Source organism: Hymenobacter segetis, assembly GCF_038448715.1.
GTDB classification, from domain to species: Bacteria; Bacteroidota; Bacteroidia; order Cytophagales; family Hymenobacteraceae; genus Hymenobacter; species Hymenobacter segetis.
The window spans coordinates 12,605-32,092 of sequence record NZ_JBCEVZ010000015.1 but is presented as its reverse complement, the minus strand read 5'-3'; the positions used below and the strand labels follow the sequence as shown (position 1 = coordinate 32,092).

Here is a 19,488-nt window from a genome sequence, read left to right as displayed (position 1 = left end):
TCGCAGAGTCCACGCTACTTTCGCTCTATGACGCTCCGCCAGTTCCTCGTTTTTACGGCCCTCACGCTGCCGGCCTGCGCCCTACTCATTCTGTTTTTCGACCAGCCGCTGGCCCGGTTCATCCACGGGCATTTTGGCGGAGCCGCGCCGTTCTTCGCCACCCTCACCGCCACCGCCGATAAGGTTCACGATGCACTGATGGTCCATTTGCTGGGTCTGCCCATCATTTTCCTGGCGTTGGGGCTGGCCTTCGCCATCGGCCGCTACGCCCTCAAAAAAAAGGCCGCTACCATCTTCCTCATCATACTGCTCACCCACGAATTCAGCATGGTGCTGGCCAATGTGCTGAAAGGCACGGTGCACCGCCTGCGGCCGGAGGTGCTGTTCGGCACAGGCTACGAGGGCACGGGCCTCTGGGCCACCGGCCCTCACAACGACTCATTTCCATCTACCCACACTGCCACTTATTTCAGCCTGTTCTGGCCGCTGGCGGTGGCGTTTCCGAAGTATAGGGGGCCGCTGCTGGTGCTGCCGGGGCTTATCGCGCTGGGCCGGCTGGTGCTGGGCATGCATTATCTGAGCGACGTGTGGTTTTCCATTTGGCTGGTGGTGGCGTTGACATTCCTGTTCGGGCTGCTGGATAAGCCGCAGAAGATGCAGACGGTGTAGAGACGCAATATTTTGCGTCTCGTCGTTGCTGATGTTGTTATGACTGCGCAACTGGCGTGGTTCCAACCGTTCAACGACGAGACGCAAAATATTGCGTCTCTACAACCCACCAGCCCCTTTGCCGTTCAGGCCCCAACCGGCGCATGCCGGCTTTCGCTTTTGCATGAGAAAATACCGCTTACTCCCCGCCGCTTCGCTGGCGCTTTTCTTGGTGTTGACGCTGGCGGCCTGCACCGCCACCAAGCCCGTGGCCAACCCCAAACTACTGGTGCTGGGCCACGCCGGTTCCGGCTTCTACACGCCCATCAGCCCGTTCAATTTCCGGCCACCGAGCAGCTGGCGCGGCGTCCGTCGCGCCCTGCTGCGCGGGGCCGATGGCGTGGAAATCGACCTGCAAATGAGCCGCGACAGCGTGGTGATGCTCTACCACGACCAGCACTTGCAGGACGGCAGCACCGGCACCGGCTGCGTGAGCCAGCGCACCGCCGCCGAGCTCACCCAGCTGCGCTACAAAGGCGGCTTCCCCTACGACCTCCTCCAAAAGGAGCACCCCATCACCTTCGACACGCTGCTGGCCCGCCTCAACCGTCGGCCCACGTTCCCCTTCATCCACCTCGATTTGCATGAGGACGACCAGTGCCTGCCCCCCGGCCGTCAGAACGAGCAGGTGCCGCAACTGGTGCGCCAGATTGCCCGTAGCCTGGCCCGCTACCACGTGCCGCCGGCCAAAGTCCTGTTCATTACCATGGACGGGGCCACCGTCCGGCTGGCCCGCGCCGCCATGCCGGGCGTGCGTGTCGGCCTCGAAATCGCCTCCGATGACTTTGCTGCCGGCCTGAAAACGGCCAAAACCGAGAATGTCCACACCGTGGTGCTCGATGCCGACCGTGTGACGCCTGAGCAAAGCGCCCAGGCCCACGCCGCCGGCTTCAAGGTGGTGGTATTCGGCGGCCGCTCGCCCAAGGACCTGCGCCGCGTGCTCAGAACCCAGCCCGATGAGATTGAGGTCGACAACGTGAAGCGGCTGCTCATTATGCAGGGCCGGGGCCAGAAGTAGGAGAGGAGCCAGGAATTATTGACGAAAAAGCCCGATTCTGCATTGAATCGGGCTTTTTGCTGTCTGTTGCTGCGGCTAATTTCGGTCAGTTCCTTCTGCTTTTGTGGGAGCTGCGCGGCTTTCAAGTGCGTGCAGGAATCAATAGTAACGTGAGCTTTCTGGGGCAAGGGAGGTTACACGGTGCAACTTTGAATTAAATTACTAATCTATATATTATAATAATATATGATTCACCTTAAATCCATCAGCTATGAACGACCAAACCGCCCTCATAACCGGTGCTTCGAGCGGCATCGGTTTCGAACTGGCCCGTTGTTTCGCCCGCGATGATTACCGGGTAGTACTCGTGGCCCGCCACCTGGATGAACTCCACGAAGCCGCCCGGCTGCTGCATCAGGAGTTTGAAACTGTTGATATCGTGCTGCTGCCCTTCGACCTGAGCCACCCCGATACACCCGCCCAGCTCTACGCCGAAACCACGGCGCGGGGCCTGCAAATCGACGCGCTGGTGAACGACGCCGGCTTCGGCGAAACCGGCTACTTCACCGATACCGACCTAGCCACGGAGCTCGCCATCATTCAGGTAAACGTGGCGGCGCTCGTGCAGCTCACCAAGCTCTACCTGCGCGATATGGTGGCTCGCAATACCGGGCGCATTCTGCAGGTCGGCTCGCTGGCCTCCTTCACACCCAGCCCCTGCCAGGCCGTGTACGCCGCCACCAAGGCCTTCGTGCTCAGCTTCACCGAAGCCGTGCAGCACGAGCTCAAGCAGCAGAAATCGGCCGTGACCATGACCGTACTCTGCCCGCCGCCCACCGATACCAACTTCTTCCGCACCGCGCACGCCGAAAATACCCGCGCTGCCAGCCACACCGTATCGGCCCGCGCCGTGGCCGAAGAAGGTTACGACGTGCTCATGGACGGCGGAGCCCGCAGCCTGCCCACCATGAGCGCCAAAATGAACTTCTTCACCAGCCTCGTGCTCCCCGATTCCATGCTGGCCACCATCATGAACAGCCAGCTGCACCCAGTCGAGCACAAGTAATTTCCTCACCACCTGCAACCGACCTTTGCATAGGGATAGTAAAATCAAAAAGGCCGCGACACCAGTGTCGCGGCCTTTTTAACTTCAGAGGACAGGCGTTTTTATTTGCCCATTTTCTTGGCCTCGGCCATCAGGTCCTCGTTCATTTTCACGTATTCGCCGTTCGGCGGCGTGGCGGCCAGTGCGGCTTTCTTCGAGGCTTCGGCGGCTTTGGTGGCACCGGCGTAGTCCTTCATTTTGAGGCGGATTTTGGCTTCCGTGTTCAGGTTCCAGAACTTGGTGGGCTCGGCGGCGTTGGCTTTTTCCATCCAGGCCAGGGCCTGCTTCAGGTCCTTGTTGTTGTCGAAGTAGTACACTGCCGCCGAGGCGAGGTCGGCGGGGGCGGGAGTGGCGGCTTTGGTGATTTTCTCGTCAATTTGGGCCATTACCTTGGTTTCCACGTCGGCGGTTACCTTGAACTTGGCCCCGGTCATTTCCCATTCCATGGCCACGTTGGCGGTGGCGGGGGTGAGGTCGGTGAAGTTGATGGTGAAGGTTTCGACCTTGCTGGCCAGCTTGTAGGGCTTGATGGTGAAGCGGGCCACGTCCTGGTCGTCCTTGAAACCGTCCACATCCGCGCCCTGCTTGAGGCTCTTATTGAGCACCACCAGCCACTCCGTCTTGTTCGGGATGGTGTAGAGGCCGTACTCGCCGGCAGCCACTTTCTTGCCCTCAATCATCACATCATCCGAGAACTTGATGCTGGTGGTGGCATTGGCACCCGTGCGCCAGCGCTTGCCAAACGGCACCACCGTGCCGAAAATATTACGTGCCTTCACGCCCGGCCGCGAGTACACGATGGTAATATCCGTGAGGCCCACGCGCTGGGTCACGGTGCTCTGGGGGCTGGCCGCGGGCGTTTTGATTTGGGCCTGGGCAGCCGGCGCGGCCAGCAGGGTAGCAGCCGCTGCAACAGCGACGGAGAAACTTGCGAAGTGCTTGCTCATCAGTAAGGAGAGAGTGAGGGGGAGTTGTTGAGGGGCTAAAAATACGAAACCCGCGCTTGGGGCGCGGGTTTTGGGTATACTATTCGCGAAAATCATTTATACTGAGTATGCAAGCGAAGGTGGTGAAAACCGCTAGTTTCCAACCGTTCCAACAGACGACTAACATGACCAGTTGTTACTTCAGCATCTATTCTCAGAGATAAGTAGATGGGCTTGTGATATAAGGTCTGGACCGCAGATTTGGCAGATGAAACGCATTCGACAAGTTGCTGTTCACTAAGCGGAGGAAAAGCTTGGCTTTGGTGTGAGAAGTGGTTTGGGTCGGATGCTAGCGACAAAAGCCGGGGAAGGTTTTCAATATTGGTCGCCAAATAGGGAAGGTCTGCCAGTCGATTTAATTGATTGACTGTAAAGCTGATTTTGTGTTGTTGGGCAACTTTCTGGATTGCCAGCGTCTGCGCTTCTCGGGAATCGACCGCAAATGCTAATTGGTTTTCCCGGGTTAGGCTTACAATCGCTTCATTGTTTTCTGGAAAACAAGCACGCGTTGTTGAAAATGGTAAACTTTCAATTCGCACATTGCTGGCTACATGTTGCCTGAACTGATTAGTGAGCAGGTAGAAGCAGACAAGTAGAAAAATGAGCCCCGCAAATGGGGCCATTTCCGGCAGCAAAATTCCGCGGTGTTTTCGGCCTGGGCCGTTGCTTTCATACACTGCTTTCATGCTCATAAATAATTACGGTCCATACTTCGTCAAATCTAACGAAGCATGGACCGTAATCGTGTGTCTCTAAACCGAACGCTACGTCAGCTCAAACTGTAGACGCAGCAGGTTTGCATACAGCCCGCCTTCGCGGTCGCTCAGTTCCTCGTGGGTGCCGGCCTCCACGATGCGACCGCCGTCAATCACCAGGATTTTATCGACTTTGCGGATGGTGCTCAGACGATGGGCGATGATGAGGCTGGTGCGGTGCTCCATCAACTCATCCAAGGCACCCTGCACCAGCTTTTCGCTTTCGCTGTCGAGCGAGGACGTGGCTTCGTCGAGGATGAGGATGGCGGGGTTTTTCAGGATGGCGCGGGCAATGGCCACGCGCTGGCGCTGCCCGCCCGAGAGCTTGATGCCGCGGTCGCCCACCACCGTATCGAGCGCCTCGGGGAAGGCTTGGATGAACTGCCAGGCGTTGGCGCGCTGGGCGGCTTCGATGATTTCGGCGTCGCTGGCGCCGGGCTTGCCGTAGGCGATGTTCTCGCGGATGGTGCCGCCGAAGAGCAGCGTTTCCTGCGGCACGATGCCGATGTGGCGGCGCAGGCCGGTGAGGTCGTAGTCCTGCACGTCGTGCCCATCCACGATGATTCGGCCGCCGCTGAGCGGGTAAAACTGCATCAGCAGGCCGGCGATGGTGCTTTTGCCCGCGCCGCTGGGGCCGACGAGGGCAATTTTTTCGCCCGCCGCAATGTGGAAATCAATGTCGGAAAGCACCGGCACATCGGGCCGGGTGGGGTAGCGGAAAGCCACGTGCTCGTAGCGGATGTCACCGTGCAGGCGTGCCGGCACCAGCCCTACGGCCGGCTCGATGTGCGTGGGCTCGGGGGCTTCGTCGAGGATTTCGAGGATGCGCTCCGACGCGCCCAACGTGCTCTGCACCTTGCCGTAGATTTCGCCCAGGCCCGCCACCGAGGCCCCGATGAAGGCCGTGTAGATGATGAAGGCCGTGAGGTCGCCAATCTGGAGGTGGTTGGGGTCAGTTACTGGCGTGTGCACCAGCGTGGCCCCGCGCCAGAGGATGAGGATGATGCCGCCAAACAGGCCGATAATCACGAAGGACACGAAGGCCCCGCGATACAAATTGCTTTGCAGCGCGGCTTTCACCACTTTGCCCAGCGAGGAGTTGTAGCGCCCGGTTTCAAACTTCTCATTCGTGAAGGCCTTCACCGAATTGATGGCTTGCAGGGTTTCCTCTACGATGGTGTTGGTGTGAGCTAACTCCTGCTGCACGGTGCGCGACAGGGTACGGATTTTGCGCCCAAACAGCCCGGCCGCCAGCACGATGGGCGGGAACGTGAGCAGCATAAACAGCGACAGTTTCCACGACACCACCATGATGAAGCCGATGCCGCCCAGCAGCGTAAATACCTGCCGGAACAGCTCGGCCAGCGTCAGCGAAAATGAGTCCTGAATCTGAGCCACGTCCGAGGTAATGCGCGAGGTAATGGCCCCCACGCGGTTTTTCTCATAAAACGGGATGGGCAGCTGCACGAACTTGGCGTAGAGCGCCTGCCGGATATCGCGTACCGTGAACTCGCTCACCTGCGTGAAAAACCAGATGCGGCCGAACGAGAAAAAACCCTGCATCACCGTCACCACAAACAGCCCGATGGCCACGCGGTTGATGTCGAGCACCAGGCCGCCGGGCAGCACAAGCGGCTGGCCGGTGGCCACGTTCACCAGCTTGCCGGCAATCCACGGAAACGACATGGTGCTTAAGCTGCTGAGCACCAGCAGCACCATGCCCACGGTAAACTTGCTGCGGTAGGGCAGCACGTAGCGGAATATCCGCAGGCCGCGCCGCAGCGATTCCTTGTTGACTTTGGGTTTGGGTAAGTCGGCGGCAACATCGTTGCCGCTGGTATTGAGTCCACTACGGGCCATCGGGTCTTATCTAATTCTGCTAATTATAACGCGGCAATTTCGGCCGCCGGGCATGAGGCGCGGGTGAAGCGGTAGAGACGCATACTTGCGTCTCGGCGTTGAACGCTACCAGCCACGTGGCGAGAACGCCGAGACGCAAGTATGCGTCTCTACTGGTGCCTTCCGCGCGCGGGTTGGCGGCGCACCTGCTCCACGTGCATTACGCCGGCCGCACCGAAGGGCACGGGCAGCTGCACCATCACGGGCAGCGGGTGGCCGCGGCGCATGCCCGGCTGCCAGCCCGAAAGCAGGCTCACCACGCGCAGGGCCTCGGCGTCGCACTCGGGCGAGAGCGACTGGGCGACTACGGGGTTGCTGATGCTGCCGTCCTCGTTCACGGTGGCATTCACCAGCACTTTGCCGTTGATGCCGGCGGCTTTGGCGGCGGCGGGGTAGTTGATGTGTTCGAGGAAGAAGAGGCCCATGGCCTGCTCGCCGCCGGGATACACGGGGGCGCGGTCGGGGCGGTTGGCGGCAGGGTTGCGCTGCACCTGCATCTGGCCGGGCTTCAGAATGATGGTCTGGCCGGTAGCGGGGGCGGGCTGCTGGGCGTGGGCAGCGCCGGCGAGGAACAGCAGGCCGAGGGCCGGGAGAAAGTTTTTCATAGGCAGAATAACAGCCGGGACAGCGCCCGCGCCATTTATAAATCGCATAATAGAGAAGACGAACAAACGGCTCAAATACCTCAAACCCCGGACTACGCCGACAGGTTCGCGGGTGCTACGGCTGCATCGGCAGGGCGCGAAATCAGCAGCAGGCCGAGGTACACCAGTGCGCCGTTTAGCAGTAGGATTTCGAAGCCGAACTTGTAGCCGTTCAGCCACTCCACGGAGTGCGACACGATGAGCAGCGTGAGTAGCACGGCGGCGGTGCAGGTGGGCAATACGAGCTTGTCGCGCAGCTGGCGGTGGGTGAGAATGCCGAAGGCGAACAGGCCCAAAAGCGGCCCGTAAGTGAAGCCAGCGGCCTTGTAAACAGCATCAATCAAACTCTGCTCGTTGAGGACACGGAAAATGAGGATAATGACGATGAGTACCACCGACCAGCCCAGGTGGGTGAGCTGGCGCAGGGTGGTTTGCCGGGCCTCGGGGTATTTTTTGATGTCGAGAAAGTCGACGCAGAAGGACGTGGTGAGGGCCGTCAGGGCCGAGTCGGCAGAGGCGTAGGTTACGGCGATGATGCCCAGGATGAAGATGATGCCGGCCGCCAGCGAGAACTGCGTGGTGGCCAGGAAGGGGAAAACTTTGTCGGTATCGAGGGTGCCTTTGAGGTTGAGGAGCTGGGGCAGCTCGGTCAGCTTGAGGCCGCGAGCGGCGGCGTACTGGTACATGAGCACGCCCAAGGTGAGGAACAGGATGTTGACGCACACGATGACGGGCGTGAACCAGAACAGGTTCTTCTGGGCCTCGCCGAGGCTGCGGCAGCTCAGGTTTTTCTGCATCAAATCCTGGTCGAGGCCGGTCATCACGATGGTGATGAACATGCCCGAGGCGAACTGCTTCCAGAAGAATTTATCGTCCCGGAAATCGGAGAAATAGACCTGCGACATCGGGCTTTCGCGCACCGACGTGACGAGTTGCTTGAAGGAATAATTCAGCGCATCCGACATGAAGTAGATGCTCAGGGCCACGCAGCTCAGCATGGCTAGGGTCTGGAAAGTATCGGTCCAGAGAATGGTTTTCAGCCCGCCCTTGAAGGTGTAGAGGTAGATGAACAGGATGCTGACCACCACCGTGACAGCAAACGGCACGCCCATGGCATCGAAAACAGCCAATTGCAGCACACCCGCCACCAAATACAGCCGCAGGGCCGAGCCCAGCGAGCGCGAAATGAGGAAGAACAGCGCCCCGGTTTTATAGCTCCAGTAGCCGAAGCGCTGCTCCAGATACGAGTAGATGCTGACCAGCCGCAGCCGGTAATAGAGCGGCATCAGGACGGTGCCGATGACCACGTAGCCGGCCACGAAGCCCGAAGCCACGGCCAGGTAGCTCCAGCTTTTGCCGTACACGTTGCCCGGCACCGAGATGAAGGTGACGCCCGAGAGTGAGGTGCCAATCATGGCAAACGCCACCATGTACCACGGCGCGTTGCGGTTGGCCACGAAGAAGCTTTCGCTGGTAGCGCCCCGCGACGTGAGCAGGGCAATGATGATGAGGACGACGAAGTAGCCCGCAACCAGGCTCAATACTAAAGTTGGCGACATAGGGGGCAAAGGTAAGGCCGCCCGGCGGGGTTCGGTAGCGGGGCTGGCGGAGCCTCCGAAGTCGTGGCGGAGCACCCCTACATCGGTCTGCTATTCCCAATCCTGCCAGCGCAGGATTTCGCCCACGGCGGGGACGTGCAGCTCGCCGCGCAGCATGCCGCCGGCCGCCACTTCCTTAATTTGGCGCAGGGGTTCGGAGGCGGGCTCGTCGGCCAGAGCGAATGTGCCGTAGTGCATGGGCACCACGTGGCCGGCGCGCAGTACGTTGGCGGCTTTGGCGGCTTCGTGGGGGTTGACGTGGCTTTTGGCCATCATATAGGCCGGCTTGTAGGCCCCGATGGGCATCAGGGCAATATCGATGGGGCCGAAGCGGGCTTCGATGGTCTCGAAATGCTCGGCGTAGGCCGTGTCGCCGGCGAAGTAAATGAGCCGGTCATTCACCCGAATCATGAAGCTGCCCCAGAGCACCTGGTTCAGGTCGGCCAGGCCGCGGCGGTGCCAGTGGGCGGCGGGCAGATAGGTGATTTCGAAGGGTGAATCGGGGCCGAGGTCGTACTGCTGCCACCAGCCGGCTTCCTGCACGGGCAGGGCGGGGGCCATGCCGCGCAGCAGCGGGGCCATGCGCAACGATGACAGCACTTGCATCTGCGGATTCTGGGCCGCCAGCAGCTTGATGGATTTCTCGTCGAGATGGTCGCGGTGGCCGTGCGAGAGCAGCAGGTAATCGATGCTGCGGATGGCCTCGGGCGCGCAGGGCATGGGGTGTCGGTGCCGCAGCCCGAGCGAGCTGAATAACACCGGGTCAAACAGCAGTGATACGCCCGCCGCGCGCAACAGAAAGCTGGAGTGGCCCAGCCACACCAGCATGTCCTCCGTCGAGGAAAATGCGGCCGCGCAGTCCACCACTTCCGGGGCCCAGGTGTCGCGCTTCTTTTCCTCTTTCTGCGGGTTGGTCGAGAGTTGCCACTTCAGCACCGTGGCGAAGCTGGGCTCGAATAGTTCCTCGCCGTTGGCGAATTCATTGCCGAACAGCTTGTTGCCGGGGTAGCCGGGCCGCACGGTGGGCAGCGCTTCGTTGCGGAGGTATGAAATGCGTTGGGGCATGAGAATAAGAAGAAGCTTCGGGAGCCAAAGAAACGGGCGGGCGATGGAAGTGTTTTGTAGGGGCGGGGGCAAGCCCTACCGGGTACGACCCCGCGCCTACGAAAACGCCCCACCGGCAACCGATGGGGCGTTTTCAATCTGAATAACCAGCCGCTGCTACTTCGGCAGCGTCAGCAGGTAGCCGATGGTGAAATTCGCGTCCCAGTCGAACACAAACTGCTTGCAGCCAGTAGCTTCGGCAATTGATTTATAAATGTTCAGGCCAGCTTTCGATTTGGCGTTGTCGAGCTGGTAGGCGCTGGGCGCGTCGAGCACGGTGTAGCGCTCCTTGCCCTTGCGCACCTTTTTGGCCATCTCAAACGGCACGCCGCCGATGATGAAGCAGGTACCGCGCAAATTGGCTGGCACCTGGCTGGCTTTCTCTTTTACTTCAGCGGCCACGGTGGCGTCGGCGGTGCCTTTCTCGAAATATTTGGCCCCGAAGGTTTCCACCGATTTCGGCTGGTTGCCATCGAGCCACGAAATCTTGGTGTTGCCCGAGCCAATGTCGGCCACGAAAGCGCGGTCGGCAAACGAGGCCGGCAGCACCGAGCGCAGGCCCAGAATTCCTTCTTTTTCGGGCGTCACGGTGTTTACCACGTAGCCCATTGCCTTCAACACTTTCACGATTTTGCCGGTTACTTCGGCCTTCAATGCGCCCGAGCTCACCACGAAATGAATATCACGGCCGCTCACACCAAAGTCCAGCATCTGGCCGATGTATGCCTTAAGGCCCTTGCGGATGTCGTCATCGGTGGCCATGTTTTCCATCACCAGGCTGTTGCCGAAATCGGCTTTTTCCAGCTTCCAGGTGCGGTTTTGGTCGATGCGAACGATGAAGGAGTTGAAGCCGCTGGCCCCCAGTTCCACCACGCCTTTCAGCTTGCCGTCGACGGGCGCGGGCGCTTCGTAGGAGAAAGCCGGCTTGGCCCCCCCGGCCTGGGCCGGCGTATCGTAAGACCCCGACCCGCCCTGGTCACCGGAGCGGCTGGTGGTGTCGGCCACCGGGTCGATGGCCGAGCGGCCGGTTTTGGCTAGTTCCGGGTTGGTGGCCGTGAAGCGACGGATACCGAAGTAAAGGCCGATGAGGATGATGGCCGCGATAATGGCCTTGCTGGCGAAGGTGAGCCGCATGGTGGTTGCAGTTAGAAGGTGATGAAAGGGGAGAGTTTGCTGGGGCAATGTTACGCGGCGGGAGATTAGTAGCTAACCAGATTGGGCTTTGTCATTCCGACGTAGGAGGAATCTGAGGGAACTTGTCCAACGGTTTCCCCAGATTCCTCCTGCGTCGGAATGACAAGTATTAGTCAAGCAGCTTGCCGTAGGCGTCGTCGGTGGCCTGGCGGGTGGTGGCAGCCGTCATCGGCACGGGCGGCTCGTTGTTCATAATGGCGCTGAATTCACCCTTCTGGTACTGGTCGAGCAGGTGCTGGCCCTTCTCGCTCATCACCCCGTTCTGGATGTCCATCTCCTTCACGAACTCCTGCGAGTAGCGCATAGCTTGCTTGATTTGACCGAGTTGCTGGGCCATGTCCTCGGCCACGCGGTCGGTGGCCAGGTCGAAGAAGTATTTCTTGTCGGGGTCGCCGCGCAGGATGTTCATGGCGGCGCGCATGCCGGAGCTGGTGCGTTTCACCAAGGCGTATTCGTCTTTCAGCAGGTTGACTTTGAACTTGCTGTTATCAATCTGACGCAGGGCGGCTTTCAGAATCTGGCGCATCACTAGGCTCACGTTGGCCGTGGTGGTGGCCATGGGCTGCAGGCGGCGGTTGTAGTCTTCGAGCTGGGCGGCGCGGCTGGCGTAACTGTCGGCGCTGTCCTTTTCGCCCTGGCGCTGAGCCGAGGCGGCCAAGGCCAAGTATTCTTTCATCTGGGCGGTATTGGCAGCCATCTTGCGTTTCACCAGCTCGTTGGCCCCCTCGATGTGGCCTACTTCGGCGTCCATATTTCGGGCTTCCTTCTCGGTGTTCGAGATGTAGTCTTCCATGATGCCGATGGGGTCGGTGTTAACGAAAATGCTGGCGGCCGTGCGGAAAATGCGCTGCCCCAAATACCACAGCCCGGTCTGAATACGCTTGTTCGTAACCAGCAAAATCAGCACAAACAACACGCCCAGCCCAATGCCCAGCTTCACTGTATTGAAAACAATATCAATGAGAAAGGGCAGAATCTTGCCCCAGTAATACACGCCCAAACCGACCAGTCCGGCTACGAAAATCCAGGCGGCGGCTTTCTCCGGTTTTTGCCAGGACGGCAGGCCATCGGCGGGCGAGGGCGGACCTAATAACGGAGTATTCATTTCGCAGAAAAAGTGAAGAGTGGAAATCGGAAAAACCTACTTCGCCGCGTTCAAAAACGTTTCGGCGGCTTTGTGGTGGGTGTGCAGGTCGGCCATTGCAGCGGCATTGGCCAGCTCGTAGGAGGCCAGCGCGCTCTGGGTTTTCTGGCGTTCCTCGCCCAGCTGCTGCTGGGTTTGCTGAAGCTGCTGCTGCTTGGCCTGTAGCTGTTGGGTGAGCTCGGCCAGGTCGGCGGCCAGCTTTTTTTCCTGGGCCATGAGCAGGGCTACCGGGCCGGGCGCGGCCCCAGGAGCCGCGCCTTCGCCCATTTTCTCGCGGTGGCGGGCTAGGACTTTCGCGCGGTCATCGGCCAGGGTTTGCTCAAACTGCGTGGCCGAGGCCAGTAGTGCAGGCACGGTGCTGCCGTTCACGGCCGTGAAGGCGTTGAAGGCCGTTTGGTAGAGCATGGGGCCGCTCAGGCCGGCGGCAGCCATACTCTTCACCATCTTCATATAGGCCGCGAAATCCTTGCCATCGCCGGCCAGCAGGCCCGCGATGTGGTCGAGGTGGCGCTGCTCGGCCTGGCCGGGAGCCGGGGCGGCATTGGGTGTTGCGTTAGGGGCGGTGGGTGCGGCGGCGGGCTGGGCAGCGGCCCCGTACTGCGTGGTAGGTGGGGTGGTCGGAGCAACCGCGCCTTCCTCGGGCTCAATGAAAAAGTCCTTGGCAGCGTGGGCGAGCTTATCGAAGATTGCCATGACAGAACGGAAAAAGGAGGTGATAGAAAGGAGACGGCGGGTAAGCGAAAATTGCCGCAACAGTGTAAAAACCGCTGCCAACCGTTCAAAGGTAAAGATTTTACCCAATCAACCGGCCCCAACCACCGCGCAGCAAAAAGCCCCGGCCAACCGGGCCGCTTCACGCGGCACCGGCCCGCCGGGGCCATTCTTATATCAGTTTGTTTTTAGTTGGAAGCTTGGCTGGCTAACCACGCCTCACGCAATACTTTTTGTGCGGGCGAAAGCACCATTTTCTCCACCGATTCCACGGGTTTCACCTGCACGTTGGGGTCTTCGGCGAGGATGAGCTGGGTGGTGCGTTCCACGCCGCCCCGCGTCTTCACTTTTACAAATACCACGTCGCTGGGCGAGTGCTTGTGCAGCACGCCGTCGAGGTCGCCGGAGCTTTTGATGGTCTGGCCATCAAGCACCACAATCTGGTCGCCCCGGTCGATGCCGGCCTTGTACAGGCCCGAGCCAATCTGGGTATTATAAGCTACCAGGCAGCGGCCTTCTTCGTCAAACTCAACCTGGCTGGGCAGGGCCGCGCCTAGGGCACGGGTCGGAATCACGGCCAGACCGGCCACCAGCAGGTTTTCGCTGAAGCGCGGCTGCTCGCGGCCGTACACGTACTGCCGGAAAAAACGGCTGGCAAAAACCGTGTCCTTGCTCACCTCGCCCAGCACGCGCTGCAAGTCGCGGGTGGTGTAGGGATTGGTAGGGGCGTAGCCCGCCTGCTTTTTGCCGTACTGCAGCCACATGGCCTGCATAAACTTGTCGAGCGAGGAGCGGTGGTGCTGGCGCAGTTGCAAATCGAGCACTAGCGCGATGCCCGCGCCCTGGTCGTAGTACGACAAGTTGGTGTTTACCAGGTTCATCGGCGCGCCGGTACCGGCCCCGTCGGTGTAGGCCGCCTGGCGGCTCATGTCGATGGCCGAGGCGTAGCGGGCACCGGGGCTGTTCTGGCGCAGGTTCACCCAGCGGCTGATGTCGTCGTAAAAATCCTCGTCCTCAATCAGCTTGGCGCGGCGCAAGGCCAGGCGGCCGTAATACTGCGTAAAGCCTTCGGCAAACCAGAGGTTGTCGCTCATGTTCACGCGCTGGAAATCAAAGGGCTCCAGGTCTTTTGGGCGCAGGCGCTCCACGTTCCAGGCGTGGAAAAACTCGTGGGCCACGGTGCCCAGGTTTTTGGTGGCATCCTCGTCCTTCAGGGTGCGGGGGCTGGTCACGGACGTGGAGTTGCGGTGCTCCATGCCGTCGCCCTTGGCCTGGCTGAGGTAGTCGGCCACGAAGGTATAGCGGGCGAAATCGAACGTAGGCAGCTCACCAAAAACGGCCTTTTCCTCCTTTACCACCTTCTGAATTTTCTTGGCGTAGGCATCAACTTCGGACGCCGGGCCCATGTACAGCGTGGCCAGCTCAATGGTCTGGTCGCCTTCCTGCCACGACAGCACCTGCTGCGGCCCCAACGATACCGGGCTATCCATCATGTACTGCATGTTGGGAGCCGTGAACACGGACTTATCGGAGCCTTGGCGCAGCTGCGAGGCCACTTTCCAGGTAGCGGGCAGGTCGAACTTGATTTCGGTGGCGCGGCCCTCCAGCCCGGTGGCGTAGCAGAGGGCGGCCGGCAGGTTGAGGTGGGCGTGCTGCTGGTCGATGCCCACGTTAGTGCCGTCCGTCTGGTCGCCGTACAGCGTGTAGCTGAAAACGACGGTACCATCGGCAGCGGGCATCACGTCCCAGCCATAAGGGTCGGGGCGGTTCAGGGGGAGGGGGTGGTTGGCCCCATCAGTGGCCACCACGTAATACACGTTTTTGGCAAAATCATGGATGGCGTAGCGGCCGGGCGAGCTGCGCGCCATACGCACATGCAGCGGTCCGCCACCGGTCAGTCCCGCAAACGTGGCCGTCACCTTAGCCTCGTGGTGCACCGCGTTCGGAAACGCCATGGTATAGCGCACAGCCGGGCCGGTATCGGCCTTGGCCGGGGTTGGCGCAGGAGCCGGAGCAGCTACCGGAGCGGCGGCTGGTGCTGGCACTACTGGCGCGGCACTTACGGGTGCGGGTTTAGGAGCTGCGGGTTTGGCAGGTACTGGTTTACCAGGAGCGGGTTTAACAGGAGCCGGCTTGGCAATTCCCGGTTTAACAGCAAATGGCTTGGCCGGGGCAGGTTTAACTGCGGCAGGCGCGGCCTTCGCCGGCAAGGGCTTGCCCGGAGCGGGTTTTACCTGTGCCTGCGCCTGGAAAGCGCCCAGTCCCAATGAAAATAAAATAGCAGTTGTGACCGTGTGTTTCATGGGCAGAAATAATAAGGAAACAAGTAATGCAATAGAAAGCCGTGAGCGGTGTGGAATACAAAGTTGCAGAAAATTTACAATAAAATAAGGGTAATCATTGTAAAAAAGGGTGTGGATAATGATAAAATCATGTTTCAACTTGGTGAAACAGTGTTAGTAAATATCAAGGTTGGGCCATAGCCGGGTTTTCTGTAAAAATCAGTGCTTCCATAGCTCCGCCAAAAAAAAGCTGCGGGTGCCCGGCCGCCAGCCCCAGCCGGCCCAGGGCCGCGCGCAGGTCGGGCATCTCCCGGGCGCGCAAGCCGGTAGTGAGACGAAAAAACAGGTACATCAGCCGGAGCAGCCAGCGCCGCCAGCCGCGCCGTGCCGGCCGGAAATCAGCCACCAGCCACGGTGCCCCGGGGCGTTGGGCTGCCCGCAGCTGCGCCAGCGCCGCCCCGAGGTCCGCCGAGGGAATGCAGTCCAACACGAAGAAGGTGATGATGGCCCCGAACCGTTCGGCCGGTTGCAGGGCCGCCTGGGTGCCGTGCCGGAACTCAACCTGACCCACCGCCTGCGGAAACTCACGTGCCAGCCGGGCCCGGGCGCGGCCCAGCATTTTGGGCGATGCCTCCAAGTACAGCACCGTAGCGGCTGGCACCCGCCGCAATACTTCGTCCAGCACCCAGCCCGTGCCTCCGCCCAAAATGAGAATGTGCGGCGCACCGCCCGGCAGGCCACGCAGCGCCGCCAACTGGGCCGCCTGCTGCGACGACCCGAACACCAGGCCAGCCAGCGCATCATAAAACCACACCGCCTGGTCGAAGCCAACCAGCTTTTCGGGAGCTGCGGGGGTAGAAAGAGGGGCTGTTGGGGGCAAAGCCATCAGAAAATAACGATTGCAGGAAAAATAATTGGGCCGGCAAGTAACTGAAAAACAATTGCCGGTGCCGTTCAGTAGCCCCGTTCAACTGAAAAAAATGGCCTATGTGTTGCGTGGCGATAAAACAGCACTGTATCTTTGCAGCATCAAAAAGCCACTCCTCCTTCGGGATGAGCGGTTTTTTAGCCCAGCTTGCGCTTGTGGCGAAATTGGTAGACGCGCTGTCTTCAGGCGGCAGTTCCGCAAGGTGTGGGAGTTCGAGTCTCCCCGAGCGCACGTTTTAAAAGGCCAGCCCCACCGGGCTGGCTTTTTTTATTTTCCGTACTGAAAGCAATTGCTGGCATTTTTATTTCCCGGCATTTTTGCCCGCTATGAATCGGTTTACCTCCCGCTTGCTGGCCCTGGCCGGCTTGCTCACTGTCGAAGTGCTGTTTGGACTGGTGCTGTTCATCGTGGCCTTCGCGGTGTTCTTTTACCTGGCGCGGGTAGTGTTCGTGCATCACTCGGTGGCACTCGACAACTGGGCCTCGGGCATTGTGGATGGCTGGCGGCTGGCCAACCCGGGCCTGACCGGTCCGGTGCGGGTGGTCACGTTTTTCGCGGCGCTGCCGTTTCTGCTGCCTGCCAGCGTCATCGCACCGTTGCTGATACGCCGGGCCGGCCACCCGCGCGGGGCCTGGGAAATGCTGCTGGCCATGGCCGGCAGCGTGCTGCTCAATCAGCTCTTAAAGTGGTATTTCAACCGCCCCCGGCCCACCAACGCCCTGCTCCAAACCTTCGGCCTGAGCTTTCCCAGCGGCCACGCCATGCTGGGTATCACGTTCTACGGGTGTCTGGCGTGGCTGCTGGCGCGGCATTTCAAGCGGCCGGTTTGGGTGGTGCCGCTGCTGCTGTGGGCGGGGCTGATTGGCCTCACGCGGGTGTATTTGCACGCGCACTACGCCACCGATGTGCTGGCCGGCTTCGCGGGCGGCGCGGCGTGGCTGGTGGCTTTCCGGGCCGGCCTGAAGCTGTTCTGGCGCGAGGAAGAGGCCGTGATGGAGGAGGAAAGCGCGTCGTTGTGACGCGCTTTCTTGCTACTTAAAAAGACGTTTGGCAAGCGTTATTCGGCCAACCGGACCCGTACCCGCAGGGCCAGCAGGCCTTTCACGCCCTGCAACTCTTCCAGTTCAAGCTCTTCAACCCCCGCCTCCAGCAGGCCCCGGTCCTGGAGGTAGTCGATGTACTCGTAGTATTCCACGGCCTCCCGGGTTTGCGCGTACACCAGGGCTAGGGTGCCGGGCTGGGTCAGGCGTTCGCCCGTGCCCAGCACGGTGGCTTTATCAATCCGCTTCTTGATTATTTCGTAGCGGATGTTGTAGGCGCCGTCCACGTCGAACTGCCGCTCATCCTGCCGGAACCGAATGCTTAGCGGCTGCCCGTGAATGAGAATAAGCTGCGTCGTATCCAGCGGCACGGGCAGGGTGGCCTTCAGCACATGGGTGCGGCGTGTGATTTCCACCATCGTCAGCAGCTGCCACAGGCGCAGGTTTTTCAGGAAAACCAAGTCGAACGGCTTATCCTGTACCAGCGTGCTGCCCACGTAGATATTGAACTCCACGCCATCGGTTTTGTAGCGCTGGAAGTAATGCGGGAACATGGATTGCGCCTTTTCTTCCTCCTCGTCGAGGTAGTCGCTCACGGCATCGTTGAGCGTAGTCACGCTGATTTCAAAGTCCTGGCGGCGCTTGTAGAGAATGCCCAGCTTGGGGTCAATATTATTCCAGTAGCTGGTGATGACGGGCCGCAGCTCGGGCGTGTGCGTAGCCAGATACTCGAATAGCGGCTCCACTTCGCGCTTCAGCGAGTCGTAAATATTGGCCTCATCGCCGGAAAGCAGGCCGTCGCGCAGCCGCTTCAGGTTCTTGGTAACGTAGAATTTCAACTCGTCCAGAATGGGCAGCTGCTGGCATTCCGAAGCCTTTTTCAGGACCTTATTAGCCAGCGTGAGGTGTTCGATGAGGTCACCCTGAATGGCCTCGTTGCGCACCGTGCTGCTGCCGCGAATGTCGCAGGAGCCGTGCAGCGGGTACACGTCCTCAAACACGATGGCCTCCATTTCGGCCGTGCGGTTTCCGGCATCGAGTTGCGTCAGCAGGTTGCGGGCCGCGTCGGCAAAGCGCCACTCCATGGTGGGGTGAATGGCGGTGAATTTCTCCTGAATCACGGCCTGAATGCGGGACTGCAGGTCTTCAGCGTTGCGCTTCACCGCCACCGCAAACAGCGGCACAAACTGCGCTACCTTGTCCATGTCAAACTCATCGAGGCCGTTCACGTCGGGCGTGCCCAGCTCCAGCAGGCCCACCGTGTCGTTGCCGTAGGGCAGCAGCGCCAGAATAGCCGACTTGATGCCCAGCGTAATAATCTGATGGCGTAGGTCGTGCGGAATGTCGGCCGTGGCTACATCCTTGAGCACCAACGGCTCCCGCTCGCGCAGCAGGCGCTCATAAATCTGCCGGAAGCTGCCGTCGGCCGACTGGTGCTGAACCTGCTTGGTGAGAAAGCTGTGGTTGATTTTGCGCCCAAAGTCCACGAAAGCACGCTTTTTCTCGTCATAAGCCGCAATACCCAGCTGCAAGGCCGGCTGCGCAAACAGTACCCGCAGCTTCTCCTGAATCTGCTCGAAGCGGGCGGGGGTTTGCAGCACGTCGCGCTCCAGCAGGTCGTACTTCAGCTCCGACAGGATTTCCTGGTCGGTAATATCCACCAGCTGCAACAGGTTGAAGCCCTCCAGCTCGAAATGCTCGGGCGGCAGCAGCTCATTCCAGAACTCCGGCCGGTGGCGGTTATGAATCAGAAATTCAATCTGTTCGGGTGTGAGTGCGGGCAATTCGCCCACCACCTTCACCATCACAAAATCGGAGTTAAAATCGACCCCGTAGTGTCGGTACAACCCGATTTTGTAGTCGGGTACAGTAAAAACGATGGTGCCCAGGCTCGGCATTTCGGCCCCGTACAGGCGGTGCAGTATCAGGTGGTAGGCCATCAGGCCCATCTGCCGCTCCATGGCCGCCATGTCGATGTTGAGCGGCTGCTTCACGGTGCGGTCCTTGTTCAGCATTATCTCCTCGAACAAGTGCGTGGAGTAGAAGCTGCGCCGCTGAAACGGGGCCACCACGCCGCTGATGTCGGTGGCAAAGGAGGCCGGCGGGAACACGGCCAGCATCAGGGTTTCCACCAGGTCGCAGTTGCATTCCAGCACCGAATAATCGGTGAGCAGGCCCCGGCACCAGCCCGCCTCGGCCACCTGCTGGCCAATGGCCTTGGCCAACAGGGCCACGCCGGCATTGCTGGCGCTTTCGCGCGCATGCCAATAGGCAATCAGCGGCTCCAGGCTGAGCGTGGATTTAAATGGAAAAACAGAAGCAGGAGCGGGCGGGCGCGGTGCAGCGGGCACCGTCGGAGCCACCGTAAGAGTAGGTTCAGCAGCCATAGGAAC

Annotated in this window: 16 protein-coding genes and 1 tRNA gene; 5 read left to right on the top strand and 12 right to left on the bottom strand. The window is 60.3% G+C overall.

The features are described from left to right. Nucleotides 1–27: 27 nt before the first annotated feature. The 3 genes from AAFH49_RS08430 to AAFH49_RS08420 all read left to right on the top strand — a co-directional run bounded on the left by AAFH49_RS08430 (nt 28) and on the right by AAFH49_RS08420 (nt 2,771). Complete coding sequence (locus AAFH49_RS08430; RefSeq protein WP_342297289.1) at nt 28–669, top strand: phosphatase PAP2 family protein; 642 nt, start codon at nt 28–30, stop codon at nt 667–669. A 163-nt stretch (nt 670–832) separates the two neighbouring features. Then, nucleotides 833–1,726 carry a glycerophosphodiester phosphodiesterase gene (locus AAFH49_RS08425; protein WP_342297287.1) on the top strand — a complete coding sequence of 298 codons (894 nt, stop codon included), beginning with the start codon at nt 833–835 and terminating at the stop codon, nt 1,724–1,726. Nucleotides 1,727–1,976: 250 nt separating this feature from the next. Then, on the top strand, nt 1,977–2,771 hold the full coding sequence (locus AAFH49_RS08420) for an SDR family NAD(P)-dependent oxidoreductase (protein ID WP_342297286.1): 795 nt from the start codon (nt 1,977–1,979) through the stop codon (nt 2,769–2,771). 101 nt (nt 2,772–2,872) lie between these two features. On the opposite strand, the gene AAFH49_RS08415 is transcribed toward AAFH49_RS08420, so the two are convergent. From AAFH49_RS08415 to AAFH49_RS08365, 11 genes are all read right to left on the bottom strand, one after another. Beyond that, nucleotides 2,873–3,757, bottom strand: a complete 885-nt coding sequence (locus AAFH49_RS08415; RefSeq protein ID WP_342297285.1) for a DUF2911 domain-containing protein — start codon at nt 3,755–3,757, stop codon at nt 2,873–2,875. 92 nt (nt 3,758–3,849) lie between these two features. Beyond that, a complete protein-coding gene (locus AAFH49_RS08410; RefSeq protein ID WP_342297283.1) occupies nt 3,850–4,482 on the bottom strand; it encodes a biopolymer transporter ExbD in 633 nt (210 codons plus the stop codon). A gap of 78 nt (nt 4,483–4,560) precedes the next feature. Beyond that, a complete protein-coding gene (locus AAFH49_RS08405; protein WP_342297281.1) occupies nt 4,561–6,411 on the bottom strand; it encodes an ABC transporter ATP-binding protein in 1,851 nt (616 codons plus the stop codon). Nucleotides 6,412–6,560: 149 nt separating this feature from the next. Beyond that, nucleotides 6,561–7,055, bottom strand: coding sequence for an energy transducer TonB (locus tag AAFH49_RS08400; protein WP_342297280.1), 495 nt, complete (start codon nt 7,053–7,055; stop codon nt 6,561–6,563). 92 nt (nt 7,056–7,147) lie between these two features. Beyond that, nucleotides 7,148–8,653, bottom strand: a complete 1,506-nt coding sequence (locus tag AAFH49_RS08395) for a sodium:solute symporter (protein ID WP_342297278.1) — start codon at nt 8,651–8,653, stop codon at nt 7,148–7,150. Nucleotides 8,654–8,743: 90 nt separating this feature from the next. Then, nucleotides 8,744–9,757 carry an MBL fold metallo-hydrolase gene (locus AAFH49_RS08390; RefSeq protein ID WP_342297277.1) on the bottom strand — a complete coding sequence of 338 codons (1,014 nt, stop codon included), beginning with the start codon at nt 9,755–9,757 and terminating at the stop codon, nt 8,744–8,746. Between the two features lie 156 nt (nt 9,758–9,913). Beyond that, nucleotides 9,914–10,930 (bottom strand): hypothetical protein, encoded by a 1,017-nt coding sequence (locus AAFH49_RS08385; protein WP_342297276.1) that lies wholly within the window; start codon nt 10,928–10,930, stop codon nt 9,914–9,916. A gap of 169 nt (nt 10,931–11,099) precedes the next feature. Continuing rightward, nucleotides 11,100–12,095 (bottom strand): hypothetical protein, encoded by a 996-nt coding sequence (locus AAFH49_RS08380; protein WP_342297274.1) that lies wholly within the window; start codon nt 12,093–12,095, stop codon nt 11,100–11,102. A 36-nt stretch (nt 12,096–12,131) separates the two neighbouring features. After that, nucleotides 12,132–12,827: a hypothetical protein gene (locus AAFH49_RS08375; protein WP_342297273.1), complete on the bottom strand. Its 696-nt coding sequence runs from the start codon at nt 12,825–12,827 to the stop codon at nt 12,132–12,134. A gap of 206 nt (nt 12,828–13,033) precedes the next feature. Beyond that, nucleotides 13,034–15,148, bottom strand: a complete 2,115-nt coding sequence (locus AAFH49_RS08370) for a M61 family metallopeptidase (protein WP_342297272.1) — start codon at nt 15,146–15,148, stop codon at nt 13,034–13,036. Nucleotides 15,149–15,311: 163 nt separating this feature from the next. After that, the gene (locus tag AAFH49_RS08365) at nt 15,312–16,013 is read right to left on the bottom strand and encodes a class I SAM-dependent methyltransferase (RefSeq protein WP_342297271.1); all 702 of its coding nucleotides are present in this window, start codon (nt 16,011–16,013) and stop codon (nt 15,312–15,314) included. Nucleotides 16,014–16,204: 191 nt separating this feature from the next. On the opposite strand from AAFH49_RS08365, the gene AAFH49_RS08360 reads away from it, so the two are divergent. Continuing rightward, nucleotides 16,205–16,286: transfer RNA gene (locus AAFH49_RS08360), tRNA-Leu, on the top strand. 95 nt (nt 16,287–16,381) lie between these two features. Further along, entirely contained in the window at nt 16,382–17,074 is a 693-nt protein-coding gene (locus tag AAFH49_RS08355) for a phosphatase PAP2 family protein (RefSeq protein ID WP_342297269.1), read from the top strand. A 38-nt stretch (nt 17,075–17,112) separates the two neighbouring features. On the opposite strand, the gene AAFH49_RS08350 is transcribed toward AAFH49_RS08355, so the two are convergent. Further along, complete coding sequence (locus tag AAFH49_RS08350) at nt 17,113–19,482, bottom strand: GAF domain-containing protein (protein WP_342297268.1); 2,370 nt, start codon at nt 19,480–19,482, stop codon at nt 17,113–17,115. Nucleotides 19,483–19,488 lie beyond the last annotated feature (6 nt).

Bases quoted from the DNA above. Each gene is read 5' to 3' on its own strand.
- AAFH49_RS08395 (WP_342297278.1), bottom strand. From the start codon at position 8,653: ATGTCGCCAACTTTAGTATTGAGCCTGGTTGCGGGCTACTTCGTCGTC.
- AAFH49_RS08405 (WP_342297281.1), bottom strand. From the start codon at position 6,411: ATGGCCCGTAGTGGACTCAATACCAGCGGCAACGATGTTGCCGCCGAC.
- AAFH49_RS08415 (WP_342297285.1), bottom strand. From the start codon at position 3,757: ATGAGCAAGCACTTCGCAAGTTTCTCCGTCGCTGTTGCAGCGGCTGCT.
- AAFH49_RS08420 (WP_342297286.1), top strand. From the start codon at position 1,977: ATGAACGACCAAACCGCCCTCATAACCGGTGCTTCGAGCGGCATCGGT.
- AAFH49_RS08350 (WP_342297268.1), bottom strand. From the start codon at position 19,482: ATGGCTGCTGAACCTACTCTTACGGTGGCTCCGACGGTGCCCGCTGCA.
- AAFH49_RS08410 (WP_342297283.1), bottom strand. From the start codon at position 4,482: ATGAAAGCAGTGTATGAAAGCAACGGCCCAGGCCGAAAACACCGCGGA.
- AAFH49_RS08390 (WP_342297277.1), bottom strand. From the start codon at position 9,757: ATGCCCCAACGCATTTCATACCTCCGCAACGAAGCGCTGCCCACCGTG.
- AAFH49_RS08425 (WP_342297287.1), top strand. From the start codon at position 833: ATGAGAAAATACCGCTTACTCCCCGCCGCTTCGCTGGCGCTTTTCTTG.
- AAFH49_RS08400 (WP_342297280.1), bottom strand. From the start codon at position 7,055: ATGAAAAACTTTCTCCCGGCCCTCGGCCTGCTGTTCCTCGCCGGCGCT.
- AAFH49_RS08380 (WP_342297274.1), bottom strand. From the start codon at position 12,095: ATGAATACTCCGTTATTAGGTCCGCCCTCGCCCGCCGATGGCCTGCCG.
- AAFH49_RS08355 (WP_342297269.1), top strand. From the start codon at position 16,382: ATGAATCGGTTTACCTCCCGCTTGCTGGCCCTGGCCGGCTTGCTCACT.
- AAFH49_RS08430 (WP_342297289.1), top strand. From the start codon at position 28: ATGACGCTCCGCCAGTTCCTCGTTTTTACGGCCCTCACGCTGCCGGCC.
- AAFH49_RS08375 (WP_342297273.1), bottom strand. From the start codon at position 12,827: ATGGCAATCTTCGATAAGCTCGCCCACGCTGCCAAGGACTTTTTCATT.
- AAFH49_RS08385 (WP_342297276.1), bottom strand. From the start codon at position 10,930: ATGCGGCTCACCTTCGCCAGCAAGGCCATTATCGCGGCCATCATCCTC.
- AAFH49_RS08370 (WP_342297272.1), bottom strand. From the start codon at position 15,148: ATGAAACACACGGTCACAACTGCTATTTTATTTTCATTGGGACTGGGC.
- AAFH49_RS08365 (WP_342297271.1), bottom strand. From the start codon at position 16,013: ATGGCTTTGCCCCCAACAGCCCCTCTTTCTACCCCCGCAGCTCCCGAA.